Source organism: Embleya hyalina, assembly GCF_003967355.1.
GTDB classification, from domain to species: Bacteria; Actinomycetota; Actinomycetes; order Streptomycetales; family Streptomycetaceae; genus Embleya; species Embleya hyalina.
Window position 1 is genome coordinate 132,800 of record NZ_BIFH01000025.1, and the last position, 22,499, is coordinate 155,298.

Annotated in this window: 15 protein-coding genes and 1 pseudogene; 6 read left to right on the forward strand and 10 right to left on the reverse strand. The window is 71.1% G+C overall.

The window, feature by feature from the left end; genetic code table 11:
• Positions 1-168 precede the first annotated feature (168 nt).
• Positions 169-1,542 carry an NAD(P)/FAD-dependent oxidoreductase gene (locus EMA17_RS26995; protein WP_126639728.1) on the forward strand — a complete coding sequence of 458 codons (1,374 nt, stop codon included), beginning with the start codon at positions 169-171 and terminating at the stop codon, positions 1,540-1,542.
• A complete protein-coding gene (locus EMA17_RS27000) occupies positions 1,539-1,745 on the forward strand; it encodes a hypothetical protein (protein ID WP_174861435.1) in 207 nt (68 codons plus the stop codon). The genes EMA17_RS26995 and EMA17_RS27000 overlap by 4 nt, the downstream gene beginning before the upstream one ends.
• Before the next feature lie 461 nt (positions 1,746-2,206).
• Here the strand turns inward: EMA17_RS27000 and EMA17_RS27005 are convergent, their stop codons facing one another.
• The 6 genes and pseudogenes from EMA17_RS27005 to EMA17_RS27030 form a co-directional block, all read right to left on the reverse strand.
• Positions 2,207-2,998, reverse strand: coding sequence for an SDR family NAD(P)-dependent oxidoreductase (locus tag EMA17_RS27005; protein WP_126639729.1), 792 nt, complete (start codon positions 2,996-2,998; stop codon positions 2,207-2,209).
• Positions 2,999-3,113: 115 nt separating this feature from the next.
• Positions 3,114-3,434, reverse strand: a pseudogene (locus tag EMA17_RS27010) (bifunctional 3-phenylpropionate/cinnamic acid dioxygenase ferredoxin subunit); the annotation flags it as partial.
• A 13-nt stretch (positions 3,435-3,447) separates the two neighbouring features.
• Positions 3,448-3,999 (reverse strand): aromatic-ring-hydroxylating dioxygenase subunit beta, encoded by a 552-nt coding sequence (locus tag EMA17_RS27015; protein WP_126639731.1) that lies wholly within the window; start codon positions 3,997-3,999, stop codon positions 3,448-3,450.
• The gene (locus EMA17_RS27020; RefSeq protein ID WP_126639732.1) at positions 3,996-5,330 is read right to left on the reverse strand and encodes an aromatic ring-hydroxylating dioxygenase subunit alpha; all 1,335 of its coding nucleotides are present in this window, start codon (positions 5,328-5,330) and stop codon (positions 3,996-3,998) included. Before EMA17_RS27020 ends, EMA17_RS27015 begins: the two co-directional genes overlap by 4 nt.
• An 18-nt stretch (positions 5,331-5,348) precedes the next feature.
• Positions 5,349-6,254, reverse strand: coding sequence for a VOC family protein (locus EMA17_RS27025; protein ID WP_126639733.1), 906 nt, complete (start codon positions 6,252-6,254; stop codon positions 5,349-5,351).
• Between the two features lie 111 nt (positions 6,255-6,365).
• On the reverse strand, positions 6,366-7,214 hold the full coding sequence (locus tag EMA17_RS27030) for an alpha/beta fold hydrolase (RefSeq protein ID WP_126639734.1): 849 nt from the start codon (positions 7,212-7,214) through the stop codon (positions 6,366-6,368).
• A 312-nt stretch (positions 7,215-7,526) separates the two neighbouring features.
• Here EMA17_RS27030 and EMA17_RS27035 point away from each other — a divergent pair, with 312 nt between their 5' ends.
• Positions 7,527-10,235: an MFS transporter gene (locus tag EMA17_RS27035; protein ID WP_160161576.1), complete on the forward strand. Its 2,709-nt coding sequence runs from the start codon at positions 7,527-7,529 to the stop codon at positions 10,233-10,235.
• Between the two features lie 102 nt (positions 10,236-10,337).
• Here EMA17_RS27035 and EMA17_RS27040 read toward each other — a convergent pair whose 3' ends face one another.
• Both EMA17_RS27040 and EMA17_RS27045 read right to left on the reverse strand, forming a co-directional pair.
• Positions 10,338-11,003, reverse strand: a complete 666-nt coding sequence (locus EMA17_RS27040; protein ID WP_126639736.1) for a TetR/AcrR family transcriptional regulator — start codon at positions 11,001-11,003, stop codon at positions 10,338-10,340.
• A 10-nt stretch (positions 11,004-11,013) separates the two neighbouring features.
• Positions 11,014-11,832 (reverse strand): IclR family transcriptional regulator, encoded by an 819-nt coding sequence (locus EMA17_RS27045; protein ID WP_126639737.1) that lies wholly within the window; start codon positions 11,830-11,832, stop codon positions 11,014-11,016.
• An 893-nt stretch (positions 11,833-12,725) separates the two neighbouring features.
• On the opposite strand from EMA17_RS27045, the gene EMA17_RS27055 reads away from it, so the two are divergent.
• From EMA17_RS27055 to EMA17_RS27065, 3 genes are all read left to right on the forward strand, one after another.
• Positions 12,726-13,925: a hypothetical protein gene (locus tag EMA17_RS27055; protein WP_126639738.1), complete on the forward strand. Its 1,200-nt coding sequence runs from the start codon at positions 12,726-12,728 to the stop codon at positions 13,923-13,925.
• A gap of 913 nt (positions 13,926-14,838) precedes the next feature.
• A complete protein-coding gene (locus EMA17_RS27060; RefSeq protein WP_126639739.1) occupies positions 14,839-15,267 on the forward strand; it encodes an ATP-binding protein in 429 nt (142 codons plus the stop codon).
• 156 nt (positions 15,268-15,423) lie between these two features.
• Positions 15,424-15,594, forward strand: a complete 171-nt coding sequence (locus EMA17_RS27065) for a DUF5670 family protein (RefSeq protein ID WP_078981957.1) — start codon at positions 15,424-15,426, stop codon at positions 15,592-15,594.
• A gap of 292 nt (positions 15,595-15,886) precedes the next feature.
• On the opposite strand, the gene EMA17_RS27070 is transcribed toward EMA17_RS27065, so the two are convergent.
• Positions 15,887-18,337, reverse strand: coding sequence for a SpoIIE family protein phosphatase (locus EMA17_RS27070; protein ID WP_126639740.1), 2,451 nt, complete (start codon positions 18,335-18,337; stop codon positions 15,887-15,889).
• Between the two features lie 7 nt (positions 18,338-18,344).
• Positions 18,345-22,142, reverse strand: coding sequence for a HAMP domain-containing protein (locus EMA17_RS27075; protein ID WP_246126919.1), 3,798 nt, complete (start codon positions 22,140-22,142; stop codon positions 18,345-18,347).
• Positions 22,143-22,499: the final 357 nt, after the last annotated feature.

The window sequence follows — 22,499 nt, forward strand, 5'->3', positions numbered from 1 at the left end:
CAGAGACGACGCACGGTCCGGCCACTCCCCCGCGTGCCGCCGGTGGGCGGCCGCAGCGCCGTCCGAGTACGTGTCCCGTTCGCCGGAACGATCGGCCCGGCACGCGCCGGTCCGTTCATAGCCTTGCGGCCGTCCGTCCCGTGGGGGGACGGGGAGAGCGAGGCACACATGGGCGACGAGACGCACCACCATGTCATCGTCGGAGGGAGCGCGGCCGGCATCTCCGCCGCTCTCGCACTGCGCCGGCACGGCTTCGCCGGACGCGTCACCGTCGTCGAGGCGGGTGACGAACTCCCCTACGAACGACCGCCGTTGTCCAAGGCATTGGCCGGCGGCGAACACGCGTTCCTGCATGCGATCCTGCCCCGGCAGGCGTACTCCGAGCACCGCATCACCCTGCTGACGGCCACCCGCGTCCTGGCCCTGGACCCGGACCGCCGGGCCGTCGAACTGGACGACGGGCAAACGCTGTACGCCGACCGGGTCCTGCTCGCCACCGGCATGCTCGCGCGGACCCTGCCGGTGCCCGGCGCCGACCTGCGCGGCGTGCTGACCCTGCGGGACGTGCGCGACGCCAGGGAACTCGCCGCCCGCCTGCGCGCGGGCGGGCCGGTCGTCGTGGTGGGTGGCGGCTTCATCGGCCTGGAGGTCGCGGCGGTGGCGCGCGAGGCCGGCCTGGACGTCACCGTGGTGGAGATCGGCGCCCGTCCGCTGGAGGGCCCGCTCGGCCCGGTGCTCGCCGCGCGGATGACCGGGCTGCACGAGCGGGCCGGGGTACGGCTGCGGACCGGGGAGTCGGTGACCGCGCTCATCGGCGACACCGACGTCACCGGGGTCCGCCTCGGCAACGGGCAGGTGCTGCCCGCCGCGACCGTGCTGGTCGGCGTCGGGGTACGACCCGACACCGCGCTCGCCGAGGCGGCCGGAGTGTTGTGCGACGAGGGCATCGTCGTCGATCGGCACTGCCGCACCAATGTGCCGTGGATTCTCGCCGCGGGCGACGCCACGAACCAGGCGCATCCGCACCTGCCCACCCGGGGCCGGATCGAACACTGGGACAACGCCATGCAGCAGGGCGCGGTCGCCGGCGCCGTGCTCGCCGGCGTCCCGGAGAGCCACACCGCGCTGCCCTACTTCTACTCCGAGCAGTACGGCCGGACCCTGCAGATGTACGGACGCCCGGCCCCCGGCGACGAGTTCGTCCTGCGCGCCGAGGCCGCAGACGCGGTGGACCCGGTGGACCCGGCCGAGGCGGGCGAGCCGGCCGACGGCCGCTTCCTCGGATTCTGGACCCGAGGCGGCGTCCCGGTCGCCGCCGCCGGCCTGGATCGTCCGCGCGAACTGCACGCCGCACGCGTGCTCATCGAGCGTCGCGTGCCGGTGCACGCCGCCGCGCTGGCGTCCCCCACGACCGACCTGCGGGCCCTGGCCAAACCCTCCGCGGCACCCGGCCCGTTGGCGGCCCGGCTCCGATCCCGTCCCGAGGCCCGATCGCCCCACGCAGGCGACCCGGGCATCGCGATCGGCACGGAGGCACCGTGACCGAGCGGCCCGGCGACCCGCGGATCGCCCGCGTCGCGGACCGCCCGTACGAGGCCGACCGCGCGGGGACGGCCATTCCGCCGATCCGCACCGAACTCCCGGACGGCGACCCGGCCGCCACCGGCTACGCCACACAACGTCACAACGTCGCACGCCGAATCACCGAAGGCCGCCGCCCGGTCGGCCACAAGATCGGCCCATAGCCGGCACGCCGCTGCACGACACCGCCCCGGGAACCGGCTGCGACCCGCACCTTCCGTGCACACGAAGGCCGCCCGACCGCGACAGGACATCGCGGTCGGGCGGCCTTCGTGTGCACGGCCCGCGACGAACCGGCCCGGCCACAGCGCTCCCGGTCGCACCGTATCGGGCCACCCGGCGGCTCGGCGGACCGGACCCGAGGCCACGCCGAGCCGCTGCGGACGCGGAGACCGGCGAACCGACGGGCGGACGGCAATCGGCGATGCGTGGATCGGGCAGCACGATTCCGGGCGTGGGTGCGACCCGTCCTGCCCCGGCGCCCGAACACGCACCTCACCACCTGCGCAGGGCCGGTCCGGGCCGGCCGACCGGGCAACACGTCGACCAGCGTGCCGGTTCGGCACGCTGGTCGACGTGTTCGGTTTCCTTCATCCGCGGCGGTTCGCCCGGCCCGCGCTCCGGGCTACCCGTGTCGGCGCGGGATGCCGGTGGTGCTGATGTCGATCACGGTGCCCGTTGTCGTCGCCGACTCGCGCGCGGCGAGCAGCACGTACGGTCCGACGCCGTCCTCGGCCCGGACCGCGACGCCGAGCGCCGACTGCTCGATCACGATGCGGTCGATGGGCACTTCCCGGGCGATCGTGGTGTCCGCCAGTCCCATCGCCTTCGGACCGCTCAGGCCGGTCGCCATCGGGCCCGGGGCGACCGCGTTCACCCGGATGTCCGGGGCCAGTTCGTAGGCGAGCTGCCGCACCAGGCCCAAGCCCGCGTGCTTGGCCGCGGTGTACACCGGCCCACCCCCCGGTCCGGGGTAGAAGGAGGCGTTGGACAGGGTGAACACGATGCTGCCGCGCGACCTGCGCAGCAGCGGTACCGCGGCCTTCGCGCCCAGCAGGTAGCCCTTGACATCGACCGCGAACAACTCGTCGAAGCCGGCGGCCAGGACGTCGGCGGGCGTGTCGGTCAACGACCGGGCGAAGTCCCACAGTCCGGCGTTGCCGACGAAGGTGTCCAGGCCGCCGAACGCCTCCTCCGCGCACGCGCACGCACGCTCATGGTCCGCGTAGCGGGTCACGTCGCCGACCACGGCACGGATCGAATCGCCCAACGCGGTGGTGAGTTCGTCCAGCCGCTCGGCGGACCGGTCCAGCACGACCACCCGTGCGCCTTCGGCGACGAAGCGCTCGACCACGGCGCGACCGACGCCGGATCCGCCGCCGGTGACCACGATCGACGAACCCTCAAGCCACCCCATGGCCGGCCCCTTCCGCATCCCGGCCGCCCGCGTCCGCACCGACCGGGCGTGAACCGCCGGCCTCGGAGCCGATGGTGCCCGGGCATCGCCGCTCGCTCGAGGTGTCGTCGCCCCGGGCGATGCGCACGTACACATCCGCCCGGTCGACCCGCACCTCGTGCGTGGCCAGCGGCCGGTACGCGGGTGCGGCGAGCGCCGCGCCGGTGCGCAGGCAGAACTTGGCCAGGTGCAGCGGACATTCCACCGTACCGTCCTCCACCCAACCGTCCGCGAGGGAGAAGTCCTCGTGGGTGCAGGTGTCGTCGACGCAGAACAGCTCGCCCCCGGACCGGAACACCGACACCGGTGGGGTGGTGTCCAGCCGCACGGCCTGGTCCTCGGGGAACTCGTCGACCCGACCGGCTCGGATCCACGGCTCCCGGTTGTATTCGCTCATAGGAAGAGTCCGCTCAGAGGAAGATGCTGATGCTCGGGGCCAGAAGCGTGGTGGTGTCCAGCACGATCCGGCGTCGGGCGATGTGGAATCCCGGCTCCTGCGGGATGCGGCGCAGCAGGTCGGTACGTTCGCCGAAGAAGGTGTCGTGGTGGCGTTCCGCCCGGCTGCGCAGGACGTGGAAGTTGACCCGGACCTCGAACTCGCCGGATTCCAGCCGGGTGGGTCGGATGTTGGTGATCAACCGGCGGGTCCTGGAGGGGGGTTCCTCCGACCACGAGCGGCCGGAGGCCAATCGGCGTACGCGACCGGTCAGGAATGCCTTGTCGTCGTCGAAGAAGGCCGCCCCGTCCGGGCCGGCGATTTCCAGGTCGCGTTCGCGGACGGTTCGGGTGGTCCGGGTCGGCAGCCAGTAGTGGATGTCGTCGTCGAAGAGTTCCAGCCAGTCCTCGAACTTCTGGTCGTCCAGGAGTTCGGCCTCCAGGTAGAGGAAGCGCTCGATGTCGTAGCGGGTCGCGAGGTCGACGTCGGTGTGTCGTTGTTGTGTTGGTGTGGTGGTGTCGCTCATGCGCGGTGTGCCTCCGGTTCCCGCTCCTGCCGGGCCTTGTCCCGCTCGGTGATCTCCGGCCAACTCAGCCCCGACATCAGGTCGGCCCAGCGCCGGTACATGCCGCGGGCGGCCATCTCGGTGTACATGTCGTCGGTGACCCGGCCCGGCATGCTGTCGGTGCCGCGCCGTTCGTGGCCCAGGCCCATCTGCGCGTTGAAGGTGGTCCTGCGTGCCTGGTGGCCGCGCAGCACCTGCTGGATCTCGGTCCAGTTCTCGCCGTCGTCGGTCTCGAAGACGCCGGCGGCGCTGAACGTGCGGATGGTGCTGGTGCGAACCGCCCGCTTGGCCCGCTCGTCGGCGTCCTTGGGCAGGTAGGTCCAGGACCACACCTCGATCTGGCCGGGGCCGCGCGGATGCCAGACCCGCATGGTGTTGTTGATGGTCAGCCAGGAGAAGTTGGGGAAGACGGTGTTGTGTCCGTTGACGGCCAGCGCGCGCTGTTCGCCGATCCGGCGGTAGATCTGTTCGCGGTTGGCCACGACCCACGCGTCGAAGTCGGGCCCGGCCTGTGTGGGCACCATGTCGGGGCGCAGGCCGAAGCCCGAGCCGTGGCCGTTGCCGGCGTACTGCCGGCCGGGTGCGGCGGTGCTCTGCTGCTGGAACTCGGCCAGTATTGCCGGGTCTTCGATCAGGGCCACCAGCGCGGAGGCGTGCGAGGAGGGCACGTGGTACATGTCGCTCGCGAACTGCTCGGCGGCGAACTTCCAGTTGCAGTCGATGACCCATTTGGTGGCGCCGGGTACCAGGGTCAGGCCCGCGTCGTAGCGGTCGGCGAGGGCGTCGAAGTACCAGAGCATGTCGCCGAGGTAGTCCTCGAAGGACGGCGCGCTCTCGTCCCACGTACCGAAGACGAAGCCCCTGTGGTTGTGCAGGCGCGGCACCTGCGTCGGGCCCCACGCGGCCTTGTCGATCTCGTCGTGGTACGCCCGGTCCTGCATCGGCACGTTGACCAGTTCGCCGGCCAGGTTGTAGCCCCAGCCGTGATAGGTACAGGTGAACGCGCGGGCGACGCCCTCGTCGGCGCGGCAGATGCGCATGCCCCGGTGCCGGCACTGGTTCAGGAACGCCCTGACCGACCCGTCCCGTTGGCGGACCACCAGGACCGGGTCCTCCGCCATATAGGTCTGCACGAAACTGCCCGGCTTGGGAATTTGGGTGTCGTGCGCCAGGAAGAGCCAGCTGCGGGCGAAGACCCGTTCCAGCTCGGCCTGGTAGACCTCGGGGTCGGTGTAGATGCTGGGGTTGATCAACCCTTGTTCGGGCTGAACCAGCTCGTTGACGTCGAACATGACGGGCTCTTTCTCGGTTCAGTCGGTCGCGGGGCCGGGCACGGCGGTGAAGCGGTGCCCCCAATTGCTGGGCGACTCGTAGTGGCTGACGGTCCAGTCCCGGTCGTCGATGACCCGGCCGTTGTAGCCGTATTCGATGTCGAAACCGGAGGGGGTGCGCACGTAGAAGGAGGTCATCCGGTCGTTGCTGTGTTCGCCGATGGACAGCGGGATGGGCATCTCCTGTTCCTGGACGGCGTCCAGGGCCCGGCCGACGGCTTCCAGGGTGGTGACTTCGAGCATCAGGTGGCCCAGGCCCGAGGCCGGTGCGCCCGGCAGCGCGGCGAAGGCGATCGAGTGGTGGCGGGGGTTGCAGTGCAGGAAGTGTGCGGGCTGCGGGCCGAACGCGATCGTGTCGGAGAGTTTGAAGCCGAGGTGCTCGGTGTAGAAGGCGGCGGCTCGGGCGACGTCTTCGGCCAGCAGGAAGGTGTGGCCGATGCCGATCTCGCCGGCTGCGGTCTCGCCGGCGACGAAGGTGACGCCGCGGGGTGAGGTGAAGCCGGTCTTGTCGACGCTCGGGCCCCAGTACGCCTCGAGGGTGTTGCCGGTCGCGTCGCGGAACACGATCAGGCCGCGGACTCGGCGACGTTCGGCCAGGTCGGGGTCCTCGTGGACCTCGATGCCGCGCGAGCGCAGCGTGTCGGCGAGGGCTTCCAACCGCTCTGCCGACCTGACCTCGAGGCCCAGGGCGACCAGGGACTGCGGGCCGGCGGGTTCGCCGGCTTCGATCGCCAGCCGCCAGGAGCGGCTGTCGGTCTTGAACAGGAGGGTGTCCGGGTCGGCCGAGGGGGCGGGCTGCAATCCGAGGATCTCGGGGCCGAACCGCTGCCACGCCTCCAGGGGGCCTCGTACGACGACGTAGCCCAGGGCGCTCACGATGTTCATGGTCTGGTCCTGCTCCCTTGTTCGGTGGACGGCGGTGCGGGGACGGGTGCGACGGGGACGAGTGCGCGGTGGGACGACTTTCGGGGGGTACGGGAGGTGCGTGCGGTGGGCCTACAGCGCGCCGGCGAGGAAGGCGCGGGTCACGGCCTGGAATCGGTCGGCCTGTTCGATCTGCGCCCAGTGGCCGCAGTGCGGAACCAGGTACAGCCGGGCGTTGGGGATCCGGCGGGCGAACCACTCGCTGCCCTCGGGCGGGACGATCACGTCCTCGCGTCCGTGCACGAGCAGCACGTCGTTGGTGATCCGCTCGAGCGCGATCTCGGGCAGCCCGGGGCCGGCGCCGGGTGCCATGGTGAAGGTCTGCCGGTGCGAGCGCTCGACTTCGGGGCGGATGGCCATCGCCAGGCGTTCCTCGGCGATGGCGCCGAGCCGGTCGCCGAACAGCGTGGGGTCGTACAGCATGAACGAGATCAACTCGGCCATCGATCGCGCGGTGGGGTCGTCGTAGAAGGTGATCAGCCGCATCATCGCGGCCGGCGGCGTGGTCATGTTCCCCGCGCCGGCGGCGCCCATGAGGACGGCTTTGCCGAACCGCTCGGGAGCGCGGACCAGCAGGTGCAGCGCAAGTGCGCCGCCCAGCGAGTTGCCGACGAGGTGGACTCGCTCCAGGCCCAGTTCGTCGAGCAGGCCGAGGCAGGCCGCGACGTTCTGCCGCAGCCGGGAGCCGGGCGGGGTGTGCTCGGGGTGGCTGGAGTCACCCCACCCGATCTGGTCCACGACCAGGCAGTCGTAGGTGTCGGACAGGGCCTCGATGGTGCCGGCGAAGTTGGACAGGCCGGTGGCGCCGGGCCCTGAACCATGGAGGAAGAGAATCGTCTCGGCGTTGCCTTGGCCGGCGCGGTTGACCCGGAGGGTGTGCTCTCCCACCGTCACATCGGACGTGACGATCGTATTGCTCATGTGTTGGGCTCCCATGGATGAGTCGCCTGGATGTCGCGTGGATGCCCCCACGCGGGACGACACCCGTACACGCGTGCGTGCCGCCGGGATGTGGTCGACGGCCGCTCGGTCGCGCCGTGGCGGGCGGGGTGTGGTGGTGATCGCATCCACGCCGGCGAGTCTCCGTCGCGCCGCGCACGCTTGGGGAGGATCGTTCCGGTGGCCGGGACACCGGGGTGGCGCGGCTGGGCGGCCGGTGGCGTCGGCGTTCGGTCGTCCCGGCCGGCGGAACGGATCGCCCGTTGGCGTGCCGGCCGATGGCACGGTGCGGCCATGCCAAGCCTTCAGGATCCACCGTCGGCCCGTTCCGGCCCGTTGCTGTTCGCGTTGTGCTTCGCCGGGGTGGTGGCGGGCGCGGTACCGGCCGTCGTGGTTCCCGTACTGCCGGACATCGCCCGGGAGTTGGGGGTCTCGCCCGGTGCCGCGAACTGGGCGGTGACGGCGGGGCTGCTCACCTCGGCGGTCACCGTCCCGGTGTTCGGCCGGATCGCCGACCTGCGAGCCGGTCGAGGCGTACTGGTGTGTTGCCTGTCGGTGCTCGCCGTGGGCGCCGTACTGTCCGCGCTCGCCCCCTCGTTCCCGCTGTTCCTGCTCGGGCGCGCTCTTCAGGGCACTGCGGGGGCGGTGTTCCCGCTGGCGGTCACGGTGCTGTATCGCGAGGTGGGCGGCGACCGGCTCGCCTCCGCGGTGGCCCTGGTGTCGGGGACCCTGGCGGTGGGCGGGGGGCTGGGACCGGTGGCCGCCGGCCTGCTGAATCGCGTGTACCCGGGGTACCGGGTGCTGTTCTGGGGTTGTGCCGCCGTGGCCGTGTGCTCGGTGCTCCTGGTCGTCCTGTTCGTGCCGCGGGGATCGGGTGTCGACGCGGGCGGGCGGGTGGATGTCGCGGGTGCCGCCGTGCTGGGTACGGGACTGGTCCTGGTGATGTTGCCGCTGTCGCAGGGCGGCAGTTGGGGATGGACGTCACCGGCCGTTCCCGCCATGGCGGTCGCGGCGGCACTCGTCCTGGGAATCTTCGTTCGGGTCGAGCGCGGTCGCCGCGACCCGCTGTTGGCGATGGATCTGTTGCGGCGCCGGCCGATCGTGGTGGCGAACGTGTTGTCGGCGCTGGTCGGGGCGGTGATGTACCTGGCGGTGCTGGTGCTGACCCAACTGGTGCGTGGACGGCCCGAAGCCGCGGGCTACGGCTTCGGCGCGTCGGCGCTGACCGCCTCGGTGGTGTACCTGTTGCCGATGACGATCGCGTCGATGATCGCCGCGCCGATCGGCGGCCGGTCGGTCGTGCGCTTCGGTGCCCGCTTCACTCTCGTGGTGGCCGGACTCGCGGGAGTGGGCGGGTTCGGTGTGCTGACCGTGGCGCACGATCGGCCGTACCAGGTGGTGGTGGCGAGCTTCGCGATCGGGGTGATGGTGAGTCTGGGGTATGCCGCGATCCCGTCGCTGTTGGCCGAGTTCGTGCCCGCGTCCCGGATCGGCATGGCCAACAGCGCGAACGCGTTGACCCGTTGGATCGGCGGCGCCGCCGCGAGCAGTTTCGTCGCGGCGGTCCTGGCCGCGTTCACCGCGAACGGTGGGCCGCCGCGCGAGGGGGCGATCGTCGTGCTGTCCGGGTCGGGCGTGGTCGTGGCGCTGACCGTGGTGTCCCTGGCCCGCTTCGGCCTTCCCGCGCCGTGGGCCGCCGGGGCGGGGCCGGCTAGAGTTTCGGCCATGAGTGACGACGTTCATATGATCGCTTCGGCATCGGATCCGTCGGGGGCGGAAGGGTCGTGGACGGACCTGCCATGGCTGGTGAACGCTGATCCGGAGCGGGTTCTGGGGTTGCCGGCTTCCGATGCGGATTCCGATGCGCGACTGATGGCTGCGGTTTACCGGGCGTCGGTGGACGTACACCGGGACGCGCCACCGTGGGTGCGGCGGCAACTGCTGGCCCTGGACGCGGCTCGGTACGGGGACCGGGAGTTGTCGGCACGGATTGCCGCCGTGTCGGTGGAGGATGTCGACACCGAGCCATGGCGGGTGCTGTGGTCCACCGGCTCGCAGAGTGACCCGCACTTCCGGATGAACCCGTCGGGTCACACCGGCGGTGTCGACGCGGTGGTGACAACCTTCTCGGACGGCCGCCACGTCGTGGTCACCGGCAGCAAGGACCGGACGGTCCGGGTGCGGGACCTTGAGACCGGCCGGCCGGTCGGCGGGCCCATGAGCGACCTCAACGGCAGAGTGTGGGCGGTGGCGACGGAGGTCGTGGACGGTCGGCCGTGCGTCGTCACGGCCGGCGACTGGGCGGTACGCGCGTGGGACCTGGCCACCCGCCGGCAGACGGGCGAGCTGCCGGGGATCAACGGTGAGGTGTGGTGTCTGGGCACCGCTGTCGTCCGCGGGCGACCGTGTGTGCTCGCCGGCGACGACGACGTGTCCGTGCGGGTCTGGGATCTGGCCAGTGGGGAACAGGTCGGCGAACTCACCGGACACAACGACTTCCTGATGGCCATCGACACGCTGGTGATCGATGACAGACCCCATGCGGTGGGCTGTATGAGCGGCGGCAAGGTCTGGCGGTGGGACCTGACCACCGGACAACCGGTCGGGGAGCCCCTGCCGGGCCACGACGGCGAGGCGTGGGCGGTCGCGACAGCGGTCGTCGGCGGCAGAGTCCACGCGATCACGGCAGGTCACGACGCCACCGTGCGCGTGTGGGACCTGGTCATGGGACGGGAAGTCGGCAGGCTGGTCGGCCACGAAGGCACCGTGTCCGCGGTGGTGACCGCGGTGATCGGTGGAGAACTCCGGGTCGTCACCGGTGGTTCGGATGGAACGGTGTGCCTGTGGGAGCCGGCCGCCGGGCGGCAGATCGGCCGGGAGCTGGTGTTTCCCGCGCCGGTCCATGCGCTGACCGTGACCCCGGAAGGCTCGCTCGTGGTGGGCTTCGGCGGCGACGTCGCGGTCCTGTCCCTGCATGCCGGCCCTGACTCCACTGGGCCGTGAGCCGTTGGTGCTGTGACCGGATGGTTGCCGGTTCCGCCCCGGCGATGAGGACAAAACGCAGCCGGCGGCTGCGCAATCCGGCGAACCCATGCGGTCAGCGCACTAGCGTCGGTGCGGGGTCGCCGATCCTGCCGCGGCGCCTTGGCGCATGTCGTTCTCCCGGACGGCGGCCTCCTGGCCCGCATCGTCCCTGATGGTGGCCAGGACGAGTTGGCGCAGGCGGCGGATGCCGGAGGGGATTCCGACCGCCTCGGCGTCGGTGAAGACCACCAGGCCGGCGGTGAACGACATGGTCAACTCCGCCAGTTCCAGGGCGAGTCCCGTCGGGTCGGAGACGCCGCAGCTGCGTGCGACCGGTTCGATCACCGCGATCAGCTCGGTCCGTACCCGACGGCGTGCTTCGTGTACCAGCGGCGCGATGGTCCCGTCCTTGTCCTCCTGGAGTTGCAGCAGGAACATCAGCCGCATGAACAGCACCCGGTCGCCGATCACGTCCACGGCCGCGTCGTAGAAGGCCCCGAGTCGGTCGAGCGGGTCACCGGGCAGGTCGTCCACGGCCGGCAGCGATTCGAAGAAGAGCCCGGAGGATCGTTCGAACACCGCCGCCAAGAGGCCGTACTTGTTGGTGAAGTGGTGGTAGATCGAGCCCACCGGGAAGCCGGAGGCCCGGCAGACCTGACCGACGGTCACGTCCGCATAGCCTCGGGTGCTGAACAGCCGCTCCGCCGCGTCCAGGATCCGGTCCCGGTTCGCGCTGGTCTTGTCCATGGCCGCCACCCTACCGACCGGTCGCGATCAGCCGACCGGCCGATCCGGCCGGGAGCGACCGGGAGATCGCCGCGGCCGTGCGGCGCAGCGGGTCGATCAGTACGGTGCCGCTGCCGGCCGCGGCCGCGAAGCCGACCGACACCGCGGCGACGGGCCGGCCGTCGACCAGCACCGGGACCGCGACGCAGGCCATCCCGTCGACGGCCTCCTCACGGTCGACGGCGTAGCCGACGGTCCGGATCGTGGTCAGGTGTCGGCGGATGAGCGCCGGTGAGGTCAGCGAATGGGTGGTGCGCCGTTCCAGTGGTGCGGCCAGTACCTCGGCGACGGTGTGTTCCGTCGAGTGGGCGAGCATGGCCTTGCCGATCGCGGTGCAGTGGGCCGGGAGTCGACCGCCGACCAGGGCCGGGGAGCGGTCGTATCGGCGGCTGCGGAGCTTCTCCAGGTAGACGGCGTGGCCGTCGCGCAGGATCGCGAGATGCAACGTCTGGCCGGTCACCCGATGCAGCTCCTCCAGGTGCACCAGGGCGGCGTCGCGCAGCGCGACCTCCGGAGGGAGGGTGCCGAACGAGAACATCCGCAGTCCCATCCGGTAGCCGTCGCTGTGCTGCTCGACCGCGCCGACCTCGACCAGCATCGCGAGCACTCGATGCGCGGTGGACTTGGGCAGCCCGCTGCGGCGCACGATCTGGGCGAGGGTCAGCACACGCCGGCTGTGACTGAACACCTCCAGCACGCGAAACGCCTTCCACAACACCGACGGAGCCGGCTCCGCCCCGGCCCCGAGTCCGGCCTTCGCCGTCGATCGATCCGTCATATCCATGTCCATGTCCTGACTCCATCTCGACACAGTCCTAGAACGGAGACTCTAGAATCCATATTCTAGACATTCGTCGGCGGGCAAGGTCAACCGGGATCGCTCGACCGGGCCCAGTACGCGAAACGAGTGCGATGGGCCGCGCGAGGACTCCAGGCGGACGCGGCCGGCACGGGACATCGGGCGGCGTGCGTGAACCCGACGGCGCCGGACACCGCCCGGAAGCCGTGGCTGGTCCATGACCCGCGACCGTCGTCCGTGAGCATCGGCATCTGCCACAGCAGCGTGGTGGCCGTGTTCGTCGACCGCGGTCTCGAAGGTGCGCCCGCGGATCAGGTGCCGGCGCGCGGTGTCGTCGGCGTCGGGTTCCGGCCGGGGCAGCACCCGGATCGCAGGCCCAGGACCTCCCGGGGCCTTTGGCCGGTCGGGTACGACAGGACGACGAACGCGGCCGTGCCAGGGCCGGCCCTGGATCCGCCCGGTGACCGGGACGTCGAGCGGACAGGGGCCGGGCGGGCGGAGGCGGCGGCCACCAGGCCGTGTCGTTTGACGAGGAGATCCACCTGGTGGGGACGATTCCACCCGGTTCTGCACCCGCGTATGCCCCACTGTCATCACGATCCACGCCCCCGGCCCCAGCAGATGACGTGCCGATCCCGCAGCCCCGGGACCTGGCCGCGGGTGGGTACGGCTCTTGGCTCGGCGGGGCGAGGGAGGATGAAGTCGGGACCGTACAGGGGGTTGGCACAGGGCGCCTGCGTGAAACCGATCCGCCGGGCGGTTTCCTCCACACACGCGCCGGCCCTCGTGCCCGCCGCCGTTCCGCCGTTGGCCATTCGCCAGACGGCGGTCGTTCGTGGCGGATAGGTTGAAGCGAGGCATTTCGCCTCCCCGCGCCTGACCCCATGGAGGTCGAAGTGCCGCATTTCGCCTACCAGTTCCACGCCGCCGTCGGCAACTGTCAGCCGGTCCTCGCCGGTCCCGCCGGGGTGGGCAACCCGGCGCCGCGACTGATCAATCTGGCCAACACCGGTGGCGCCGCGCTGGTTCCGCACCTGGCCGGCGGGATACCCGCGGCCGGATTGGCGGCCGTTCCCGCAGTGGCGGCGAGCGCGCCCTACACCTGGGCCGGACTGACGAACGCGTCGCTGCGCATCGGGCTCTACCCGGCGGGACCACACCCCGCCTACGAGGCGAACTGGCGCATGGCGTCGCTGCGCGTGGCCGCCTACACGGCGGCGGGTGGCCAACTGCGCGACACGCCGATCCTGGCGGCGCTGGACGCGGGCGAAAAGCGCGCCCTTGCCTACTTCGCGGGTGTGACACTGGCCATGTACACCGCCGGGATCAGCGGCTTCACCTTCCCGCGCCACCTGTCCCGCCACGTCGCCGTGTACGGGGGAGCGGGTGTCGGATACACGGTCGATCCCGCGTTCGCCGCGGCCAACCTGCCCGACATCGTGTTCTTCAACCTGGGGGCGGGCACCTGCCAGGTGTGGGAGGCCAAGGGGCGCGGTGTGGGCGCGGCCGGCGGCGGTTTCGCCGCCGCCGGGGTCCCGGCGCTGCTCGGCACGGCGCTCGACCAGACCCGCAAACTCGCCACGGTGCGCATACCGGGCGTGTTCGGCGCGCTCACCGCGCCCAATGCCCGTATCGCCTCCGTTGCGCGGGTCAATCCCGCCGACGGCCGGTGGCACCTGCACGTGGCCGACCCCGCCCAAAAGCGGCGCCGGGAGGAAGGCGATCCGATGGAAAAGGCGAAGTTCTACGAAGAGTTCTATCGTCCCTTCCTTGAGATGATCGACGGCAGCACTGCCACGCTCACCGTCGACGGCGTGCGGTTCCTCGTCGCGGTGGTGCCGGGAACCCGGGTCCGCATCGGGCTCGACGAACGTATCGCCGATCTCTTCGGCCAACACGTCGGCAAGCGGGGACGCCCCGAGGGCGATCGTGCCGCAACGGCGTCACCGGAGGAGATCTGCGAACGGATCGAGGAGATTGTCGAGACGGGCTACGGCCAGGCCCCGATCGACAACCTCTACGTCAGCCCGGAGGGCATTCTCACCGAAGCCGACGAGGAGGACCTGACCCAACCTCCGGCCTGAAAAACGACGCGAGGGATCACGGTCCCGCAAGGGCGGCAGGCTTCCAACTCATTCGGCGGGCCCTGCATTTGCGCACACGGCTCACTGCCGAGCCGTGGAAGGGCGGTTCGTCGGCGAAACCCTCGGGTGCTCCCCGGGTATCGCGGAATGCGGGAACCGTGGAGGGGGTGGCGCGTGGGGGTCAGTCCGGTGCCGGAGAGGTGGTCGACCTGTCGTATCCAGGGCTCCTCAGCCATCAGGACGCCGAGTTCGGGCGTGACGATCTCGTCCGGAACGTGGCGCAGGTCCTCCGGTGGCGGGTCGTCCACCAGGCACGACCGGCCCAGCGCGGCGGCGACCCCGACCTCGGGCGGGCGCGCGGGATCCGACCAGCACGCGCGGGCGAAGCCGGCCGCGTCCTCGTGGCGGTATTCCCGCGCCGGTTGCGCGATCGCCAGGACCAGGCCCGCCCTCGCACGGGGATGCTCCTCGACGCGCAACGCTCGTGCAGGGCCGCGGAGATCTCCCGCGCGGCCCGACGACGCCGCCGGGACGCGCGCCGCCCCCTCCCCCGCACCCGCAGGTCCGGGTCGTCCAGGAGCGCGAGCGGGACGTGCGCGTCCGCGGCGATCGCATCCCGCGCCGCCCGAGCCGACCAGTTCTGCGGATAACCGCTCCCGTCGAAGTGCACCTCGTCGTCCGGGTCGGCGACCCGCAACAGGGCGGCGCGACACGTCGCCCCAGAGGTTGCGACACACCACCGCACCAGCAGTTGGCCTTCCGCTCCGCCCCCGGCGCCGGCCGCGCACGAGCGCCGAGGGTGCGGCGGTGGAGTCGCGCAACGGCGCCTCCCTGCCGTGAAACGGCGGAGGCGGATGGAGGCCGTCCGGCCAGGGCCGTTGGGATCGTCGATCGCGGGCAGGGATGCCCGTCCGTGACGCCGAGGCCACCGCCGGAGATCGACATGGTCGACGAACCACCCGCATCGCCCCACCTTCGCGAGACGATCCGTTGGAACGTGCCGCCCGAACCGGGCACCTTACGCCTGGTCCGGCACGCGGTCCGCGACACCCTCACCGCCTGGGGTTGGACCCACGAACGCGTCCACACCGCCGTGTGGGTGACCTCCGAACTCGTCGGCAACACCCTGCGCCACACCGATGCCGGCGCCGTGCTCACCCTGACGCCCGTCCCCCACGGCGTCCGCCTGACCGTCACCGACACGTCCCCGTCCCCACCCGTCCGCCGGACCCCCGGCCCCGACGGCGGGCACGGGTTACGTGTCCTCGACGCCCTCGCCCCAGGGTGGACCGTCGAACTCCACCCGCACGGCAAGAGCATCCATGCCGACATCCGCACCTGACGCCGCGCGACACCGACCCGACCGACCCGCCCGGCCACCGGGCCGACGCGAGACGGAGCGAACGGCGGATCCTTTCCGGGAAAGACCGCGCGAAACGCGCCCATTCCGGGGAATACGCCCTCTCGGGCGGGGCAGACGTGGGGCGGAGGTAAAACAATGATTCCCCTTTTGGTCGTCCTGCTTCTCGCCCTGATCCTTTTTGGCGCCGGCTTTGCGCTCCAGGCCCTGTGGTGGATAGCCGTCATCGTCCTGGTCGTATGGGCCCTGGGCTTCATATTCCGTTCCGCGGGCACCGGCGGCCGCCGCGGCCGGTGGTATCGCTGGTAGACCCCAACAACGACACCATCTCCCCCGTGTCACCGACAGGGTGGGGTGTGGGTCGACCCCGACTTATCGGGGTCGACCCACACCCCACCCTTTTCCATATGCCCCGAGGCGGCGGCGCTCGGCCGTCGATAATCCGAGAACATCACCGCACCTCGAAATGAAAACCGACTCTCCGGGTAAAAATGAAAACAAGCCGGGACGGCCGTGAAGAATGCGGGAGTCATTCGCACCTCCACACGACCGCCCCGGCCCACGCGTCCCCGGACACCCGCATCGCGATTCCCGTGTCGGATCAGGTGATCTGGATGCCGACCACGCATGTGTCGTCGTCGGTGTCCGCCCGGCTGTGGGCGAGGAGTCGGTCGAGGCGTTCGTCCAGGGTGGCGGTGATGGCGCGTGCGGTGGCCAGGAGTTGATCAAGGGAGCTTTCGAGGCAGTGGTCGCGGCGCTCGATCAGGCCGTCGGTGTAGAGCAGGAGTGTGTCACCCAGGGCGAGGTGGATCTCGTCCTCGGCGTAGCCGGCCTCGGCGAACGCGCCGAGGAGGGGGCCGTCGAGCAGGGACAGGCGTTGCGTCGTGTCGTCGCGGATCCACACGGGGGGCAGGTGGCCGGCGCGGGCCCAGCGCATCGTGCGCGTGCCCGGGTCGTACAGGGCGCAGACGACGGTGGCGGTGACCTGGTCGGTCAGATGGAGCGTGACGGTGTTGAGCCAAGTGAGCAGTTGCGCGGGGCCGGCGCCGGTGATGGCGAGGCCGCGTAGCGCGTTGCGCAGCACGATCATGCTGGTCGCGGCGTGGATGCCGTGTCCGGCGACGTCGCCGACACACAGCAGGATCTTCTTGGACGGCAGGACGAGGGCGTCGTACCAGTCGCCGCCGACGGCGGTGTCGGATTCGGCGGGGCGGTAGCGCACGGCCACCTGGAGACCTTCGGCGTCCAGGGGGGCGGGTGTGGGCGGCATGATCGCGTGCTGGAGTTGCCGGGCCAGGCGGTTTTGTTCGCCCACCTGTTGTTCGCTGTGCGCGAGGCGGTCGCGGGTCGCGGCGAGGGCGACCTCGGTCCAGTGTTGGGCGGAGACGTCCTGGTGGGCGCCGCGGATGGCCAGCAGGCGGTCTTCGGCGTCCAGGACCGGTTCGGCGACGATCCGGATGCGTCGGGTGACGCCGTCGGTGCGTTCCAGGCGGAAGGAGACGGTGGCGTGGCGGCGGTGGTGTACCAGGGTGTGCAGGAATCGGGCGAGCGCGGCGGTGTCGTCGGGGTGTGCGTGGTTCGGCAGGTCGGCCAGGGCCACGGGGACGGCGGTGGTCGGCAGGCCGTGGAGGGCGAACAGGGAGTCGTTCCAGGTGACGGCGCCGGTGACGAGGTCTTCCTCGAAACCGCCGATGCGGCCCAGTCGTTGGGCGTGTTGGAGCAGCCGGGCGAGGCGGGCCGCCTCGTGTTCGATCCGCCAGATGAGCAGGATGGCGTTCGCGTGGCGGCTGACGGCGACGTCGGCGACGGCGTCGAGGCGGACGTCGTCGACGAGGGCGGTGAGCGTGACGCTTTCGGCGCGGTAGGACTCGCCGGTGGCATGGACACGCTCGACGATGTCGTACAGCCCGCCGGGGGTCGCGGCGAGGGGGTATGCCTCCAGGAGCAGGGCGCCGTGGATCAGATTGGCCGGGCGTCCGGCGGGGTCGAGGAAGCGCGCGTTGACGTGGTGCACCCGGAAGTCGACGAGTTGCCGGTGCTCGTCCTCGTGCGGAACGAGCACCAGGGCGGGGTCGTGGAGGCAGTCGGCGATCCCGACGAGGTCGACCGTGGCGGGGTGTGTGACGGTGGGGTCGCCGGGGGCCGGGTGGGTTTCGAGGGTGTGGGCGCACAGTTCGGCCAGGGCCTCGATCTGGCGGCGCAGGCGCGGGGGTTGCTCGGGGAGCGGATTCGGCCAGCAGATTTCCAGGATGCCGTGGATCCGGCCGCCGGTGCCTGCCGGAGCGGCGGCCCGGGCGCCGGTGAGGTCGTGTTGGCCGATGGAGGGTGTTGCGATCCGGGACAGGTCGGGGGTCCAGGTCCAGTCGAGATCGGCGAGGGCCCGGCGGGCGAAAGTCGCCACTCCGGGTGGGACGTGTCGCCAGCGGGTGGCCTCGTGGTCGGTGAATCCGGCGCTGCCCGCGAGGGTGAGGGAGGCGTCGGGGGCGATGGCCCACACGGCGACGGCGGTGGCGCCCAGGGGCGCGAGGGCGTGTTCGAGCAGGGATCGGGCCACGGCATGGGTGTCGTCGGCGGCACCGGCGCCGCTTTCCGCGGTACGCAGGCGCATGCTCACGGTCTTGCCGTCGGGGGGTGCGGCGGGGGTGGCGGTTTCGGTGACGAAGTCGCAGGCGGCTTCGGTGAGGCGGTCCGCGGCGGTGCGGTCGAGGATGTCGGCGGCGAGTTCCATCACGCTCACGCCGGCGTGGTCGGCCAGGGTGGCGAGTTGTCGGGCGGCTTCGGTGGGGCTGCAGTGCAGGCGTTCGATGAGGATGCCCTTGGCCGTCTCGATCAGGGCACGGCCGTCCGCTCGGGCGTGCGCGGCGCGGATCTCGCGGCGCAGGCGTTCGACGGTCGCGGCGAGGCGGCCCACGGCGGAGGCGCCGTCCAGGGCGCTCTCACCGCGCGGTGGTACGGCGGCGGCGCCCTGGTTCCCGGTGACGGCGTGCGGGCCCGTCGGGTCGTCGGCGTCCGGCCGGTGGGATGTCTCGGGTGGGGGTGCGGTGTTGCTCACGGCGGGTTCACTCCCGAAGGGGGGACGTCGGGCGGGGTCGACCGGCGGGGTGCTCTCGGGAGGGGAGCAGGTGGCGGCGGAGGACGGCGAGCAGGTGGTCGGTGTCGACGGGTTTGGTGACGTAGTCGGCGGCCCCGGCGGCCAGGCTCTTGTCGCGGTCGCCCGGCATGGCCTTGGCGGTGACGGCGATGATCGGCAGGTCGGCGTAGCGGGGCATGCGGCGGATTTCGGCGGTGGCGGCGTAGCCGTCCATCTCGGGCATCATCACGTCCATCAGGACCAGGTCGACCTCGGGGTGCCCGACGAGGGTGGTGATGCCCTCGCGGCCGTTCTCGGCGTGCAGGACGTTGACGGCGTGGAGTTCGAGGATGCTGCTGAGGGCGTACAGGTTGCGGGTGTCGTCGTCGACGATCAGGACGGTGCGGTCGGCGAGGGCGGCGTCGAGGGTGGGTGTCGCGTGGTGGGTGCGTTCGGTGGCGTGCACCAGGGGCAGTACGTCACCGGGCTGTTCGGCGGACAGGTGCAGGGTGATGCGTTCGCGGAGTTCGTCCAGGCCCGCGAGCAGTTCCAGGGGTTTGGTGTCGGCGCGGGTCTGCAGGGCGCGGATCTGTTCCCGGGGCAGGCGACGGGTGTTGTGGGCCAGGACGGGCACGTTCGCGGAGGCGCTGTCGGCGTCGAGGGCGTCCAGGAGGGTCAGTGCCTGGCCGTCGGGCATGTCCAGGTCGAGGACGACGCAGTGACAGGGTGCGGCGGCGAGGGTGGCGGCGGCTTCCTGGGCGTCCACGACGGTCAGGACGTCGACGCCCGGCCCGCCGGCGCCGTCGTGTCCGCCGGCCGCGATGTCGGCCACGGCGCTTTGCGCGACCAGGCTCAGCAGACCCTGGGGGCGTTCCTCCAGCACGAGTACGCGCCGCCGGGCGGGTGGCGCGGCGGGTTCGAGGGGGCGCGGCCGCGGTTCGGCGCCGGCATCGGGGGCGCCGGGGGCCGAAGGGTGCGTGACGAGTGCCGGGACGGCGGCCATGGCGGCGGTGGTGTGTACGGCGGGCAGGTACAGGGTGAAGGTGCTGCCCTGTCCGGGGGTGCTGTCGGCGGTGATGGCGCCGCCGAGCAGGTTGGCGATCTCGCGGCTGATCGACAGGCCGAGGCCGGTTCCGCCGTATTTGCGGCTGGTGGTGCCGTCGGCCTGTTGGAACGCGCCGAAGATCGTCTCGAGTTGGTGCTCGGCGATGCCCACCCCGGTGTCGCGCACGCGGAAGGCCACGACGGCGTCACCGCCGCGCTGTACGCCGGCGGGGACCTCGTGGTCGGCGGCCGGTTCGATGCGCAGCGCGATGTGGCCACTGTCGGTGAATTTGACCGCGTTCGACAGCAGGTTGCGCAGGATCTGCCGCAGGCGTGAGTCGTCGGTGAGCAGGTCGGCCGGTATTCCGGGGCCGGTGGTGATGTCGAACGTCAGACTCTTTTGCGTGGTCATCGGCCGGAACGTCGCCTCGACGTAGTCGAGGAGTCGGCGTAGCGAAACGCGTTCGGTGTGGACGTCCATCTTGCCGGCCTCGACCTTGGACAAATCGAGGACGTCGTTGATCAGTTGCAGCAGGTCGGAGCCGGCGGAGTGGATGATGCCCGCGTATTCGACCTGTTTGGGGCTGAGGTTGCGGGTGGGGTTCTGGGCGAGGAGTTGGGCGAGGATGAGCAGGCTGTTGAGGGGTGTGCGCAGTTCGTGGCTCATGTTCGCCAGGAACTCCGACTTGTACTTCGAGGCGAGGGTCAACTGGCGGGCGCGGTCCTCGAGTTCCTGTCGGGCCTGTTCGATCTGGAGGTTCTTGGCCTCGATGTCGCGGTTCTGCGTCGCGAGGAGCGCGGCCTTTTCCTCCAGTTCCTCGTTGGAGTGCTGGAGTTCCTCCTGCTGGTGCTGCAGTTCCTCGGAGCGCACGCTCAGTTCGCCGGCCAGGCGCTGGGATTCGGCGAGGAGTTCGTCGGTGCGCGCGTTGGCGACGATGGTGTTGACGTTGACACCGACGTTTTCCATCAACTGGTCGAGGAAGTCGCGATGCGTGGGGGTGAACGCGGTGATCGACGCGAGTTCGATGACGCCGAGCACCTGGTCCTCGACCACGATCGGCAGCACGATCAGCGCGGTGGGCGCGGCGCGGCCGAGCCCGGAGGAGACCACGTAGTGGGTGGGGACGTCGTCGACGGCGATGATGCGCCGGCTGCGGGCCGCCTGGCCCACCAGGGTGCGCCCGGGCGGAATGCGCGTGGCGTGGCCGTCGTCCGCGCCGAGCCCGTACGCGCCGATCAGGCGCAGCCCCGTTCCGGTCGCGCTGTCCTCGGCGAGGTAGAAGGCACCGTACTGTGCGCCGACCAGGGGGGTGAGTTCGTCCATCACGAGTTCGGCGACGACGGCCAGGTCGCGGTGACCCTGCATGAGCGCGGACACGCGGGCGAGGTTCGACTTGAGCCAGTCCTGTTCCTCGTTGGCGCGGGTGGTCTCGCGCAGCGAGCCGACCATCGCGTTGATGTTGTCCTTGAGTTCGGCGACCTCGCCGGAGGCGTCGACGGTGATCGAGCGGGTCAGGTCGCCCTCGGCGACGGCGCTGGCGACCTCGGCGATGGCCCGGACCTGGCGGGTGAGGTTGCCGGCGAGTTCGTTGACGTTCTCGGTCAGGCGTTTCCACGTGCCCGAGACGCCCTCGACCTCGGCCTGTCCGCCGAGTCGCCCCTCGCTGCCGACCTCGCGCGCCACCCGGGTGACCTCGGCGGCGAAGGAGGAGAGCTGGTCGACCATGGTGTTGATGGTGGTCTTGAGCTCCAGGATCTCGCCGCGCGCGTCCACGTCGATCTTCTTCGACAGGTCGCCGTTGGCCACCGCGGTGGTGACCAGGGCGATGTTGCGGACCTGGCCGGTGAGGTTGTTCGCCATCGAGTTGACGTTGTCGGTCAGGTCCTTCCAGGTCCCGGCGACGTTGGGCACGCGGGCCTGGCCGCCGAGGATGCCCTCGGTGCCGACCTCGCGGGCGACCCGGGTGACCTCGTCGGCGAACGCGGACAGGGTGTCGACCATGGTGTTGATCACCTCGGCGAGGGCGGCCACCTCGCCCTTGGCCTCGACGGTGATCTTGCGGGAGAGGTCGCCGCGCGCCACGGCGGTGGCGACCTGGGCGATGGAACGCACCTGGCCGGTGAGGTTGGAGGCCATCACGTTGACGTTGTCGGTGAGGTCCTTCCAGGTGCCGGACGCGCCGCGCACGGTCGCCTGTCCGCCGAGGTTGCCCTCGGTGCCGACCTCCCGGGCGACCCGGGTGACCTCGTCGGCGAACGCGGAGAGCTGGTCGACCATCGTGTTGATGGTCTCCTTCAACTCCAGGATCTCGCCCCGCGCGTCCACCCGGACCTTCTGCGACAGGTCGCCGCGCGCCACCGCCGTGGCGACCTGGGCGATGGAGCGCACCTGGGACGTGAGGTTGCCGGCCATGAAGTTCACCGAATCGGTCAGATCGGCCCACGTGCCCGACACGCCCGGCACGAGCGCCTGACCGCCGAGGGTGCCCTCCGACCCGACCTCGCGTGCCACGCGGGTGACTTCGGAGGTGAACAGCGCCAGTTGGTCGACCATGCCGTTGAACACCCCGGCGATCTCCCCGAGCAGGCCGTCGCCGTCGTCGGGCAACCGGCCGCCGAAGTCGCCGTCGCGTACGGCGGTCAACCCGGCCAGCAGGCGGCGCAGTTCGGCGTTGCCCACGACGTCCGTCTCGTGCCGTGCCCGCGCGGGAGGCACGAGCCCGGTGTCCGCGTCATCGGTCATGTGCTCCACCCTCGCCTCGGTCGCCGGTTCCCCGGGAATTCGCCCCTGTTCCGCGGAGCCCCCGCGCATCCTCGCCACGCGCCCACCCGACGACACGCGGTCGGCGGAACCGACGCACACGGCCACGTGGTCTTGGGCATGCCGATATCGGCCTTTCGCGTGATGGTCGACCTCCTCGACGCCGGGACAGGCCCAACAGAGCGGTACTTATACGGCTTAAATGGAGAATTGCCCGTTTTCTTCCCAGTGTTGCGTATGGCTGGAGCATAGGACACGGTTGCAGGAAGACAACTGTTGTCCAGCGATAAAGAGGTGGTGGGGTGCGCGCGACGCGTTCCCCGGCTTGTGATCCGTACT

What these genes read in the sequence shown, in the direction of transcription:
- EMA17_RS26995 (WP_126639728.1), top strand. Translation starts at nt 169, where the DNA reads ATGGGCGACGAGACGCACCACCATGTCATCGTCGGAGGGAGCGCGGCC.
- EMA17_RS27005 (WP_126639729.1), bottom strand. Translation starts at nt 2,998, where the DNA reads ATGGGGTGGCTTGAGGGTTCGTCGATCGTGGTCACCGGCGGCGGATCC.
- EMA17_RS27015 (WP_126639731.1), bottom strand. Translation starts at nt 3,999, where the DNA reads ATGAGCGACACCACCACACCAACACAACAACGACACACCGACGTCGAC.
- EMA17_RS27020 (WP_126639732.1), bottom strand. Translation starts at nt 5,330, where the DNA reads ATGTTCGACGTCAACGAGCTGGTTCAGCCCGAACAAGGGTTGATCAAC.
- EMA17_RS27025 (WP_126639733.1), bottom strand. Translation starts at nt 6,254, where the DNA reads ATGAACATCGTGAGCGCCCTGGGCTACGTCGTCGTACGAGGCCCCCTG.
- EMA17_RS27030 (WP_126639734.1), bottom strand. Translation starts at nt 7,214, where the DNA reads ATGAGCAATACGATCGTCACGTCCGATGTGACGGTGGGAGAGCACACC.
- EMA17_RS27035 (WP_160161576.1), top strand. Translation starts at nt 7,527, where the DNA reads ATGCCAAGCCTTCAGGATCCACCGTCGGCCCGTTCCGGCCCGTTGCTG.
- EMA17_RS27040 (WP_126639736.1), bottom strand. Translation starts at nt 11,003, where the DNA reads ATGGACAAGACCAGCGCGAACCGGGACCGGATCCTGGACGCGGCGGAG.
- EMA17_RS27045 (WP_126639737.1), bottom strand. Translation starts at nt 11,832, where the DNA reads ATGGACATGGATATGACGGATCGATCGACGGCGAAGGCCGGACTCGGG.
- EMA17_RS27055 (WP_126639738.1), top strand. Translation starts at nt 12,726, where the DNA reads ATGGAGGTCGAAGTGCCGCATTTCGCCTACCAGTTCCACGCCGCCGTC.
- EMA17_RS27065 (WP_078981957.1), top strand. Translation starts at nt 15,424, where the DNA reads ATGATTCCCCTTTTGGTCGTCCTGCTTCTCGCCCTGATCCTTTTTGGC.
- EMA17_RS27075 (WP_246126919.1), bottom strand. Translation starts at nt 22,142, where the DNA reads ATGACCGATGACGCGGACACCGGGCTCGTGCCTCCCGCGCGGGCACGG.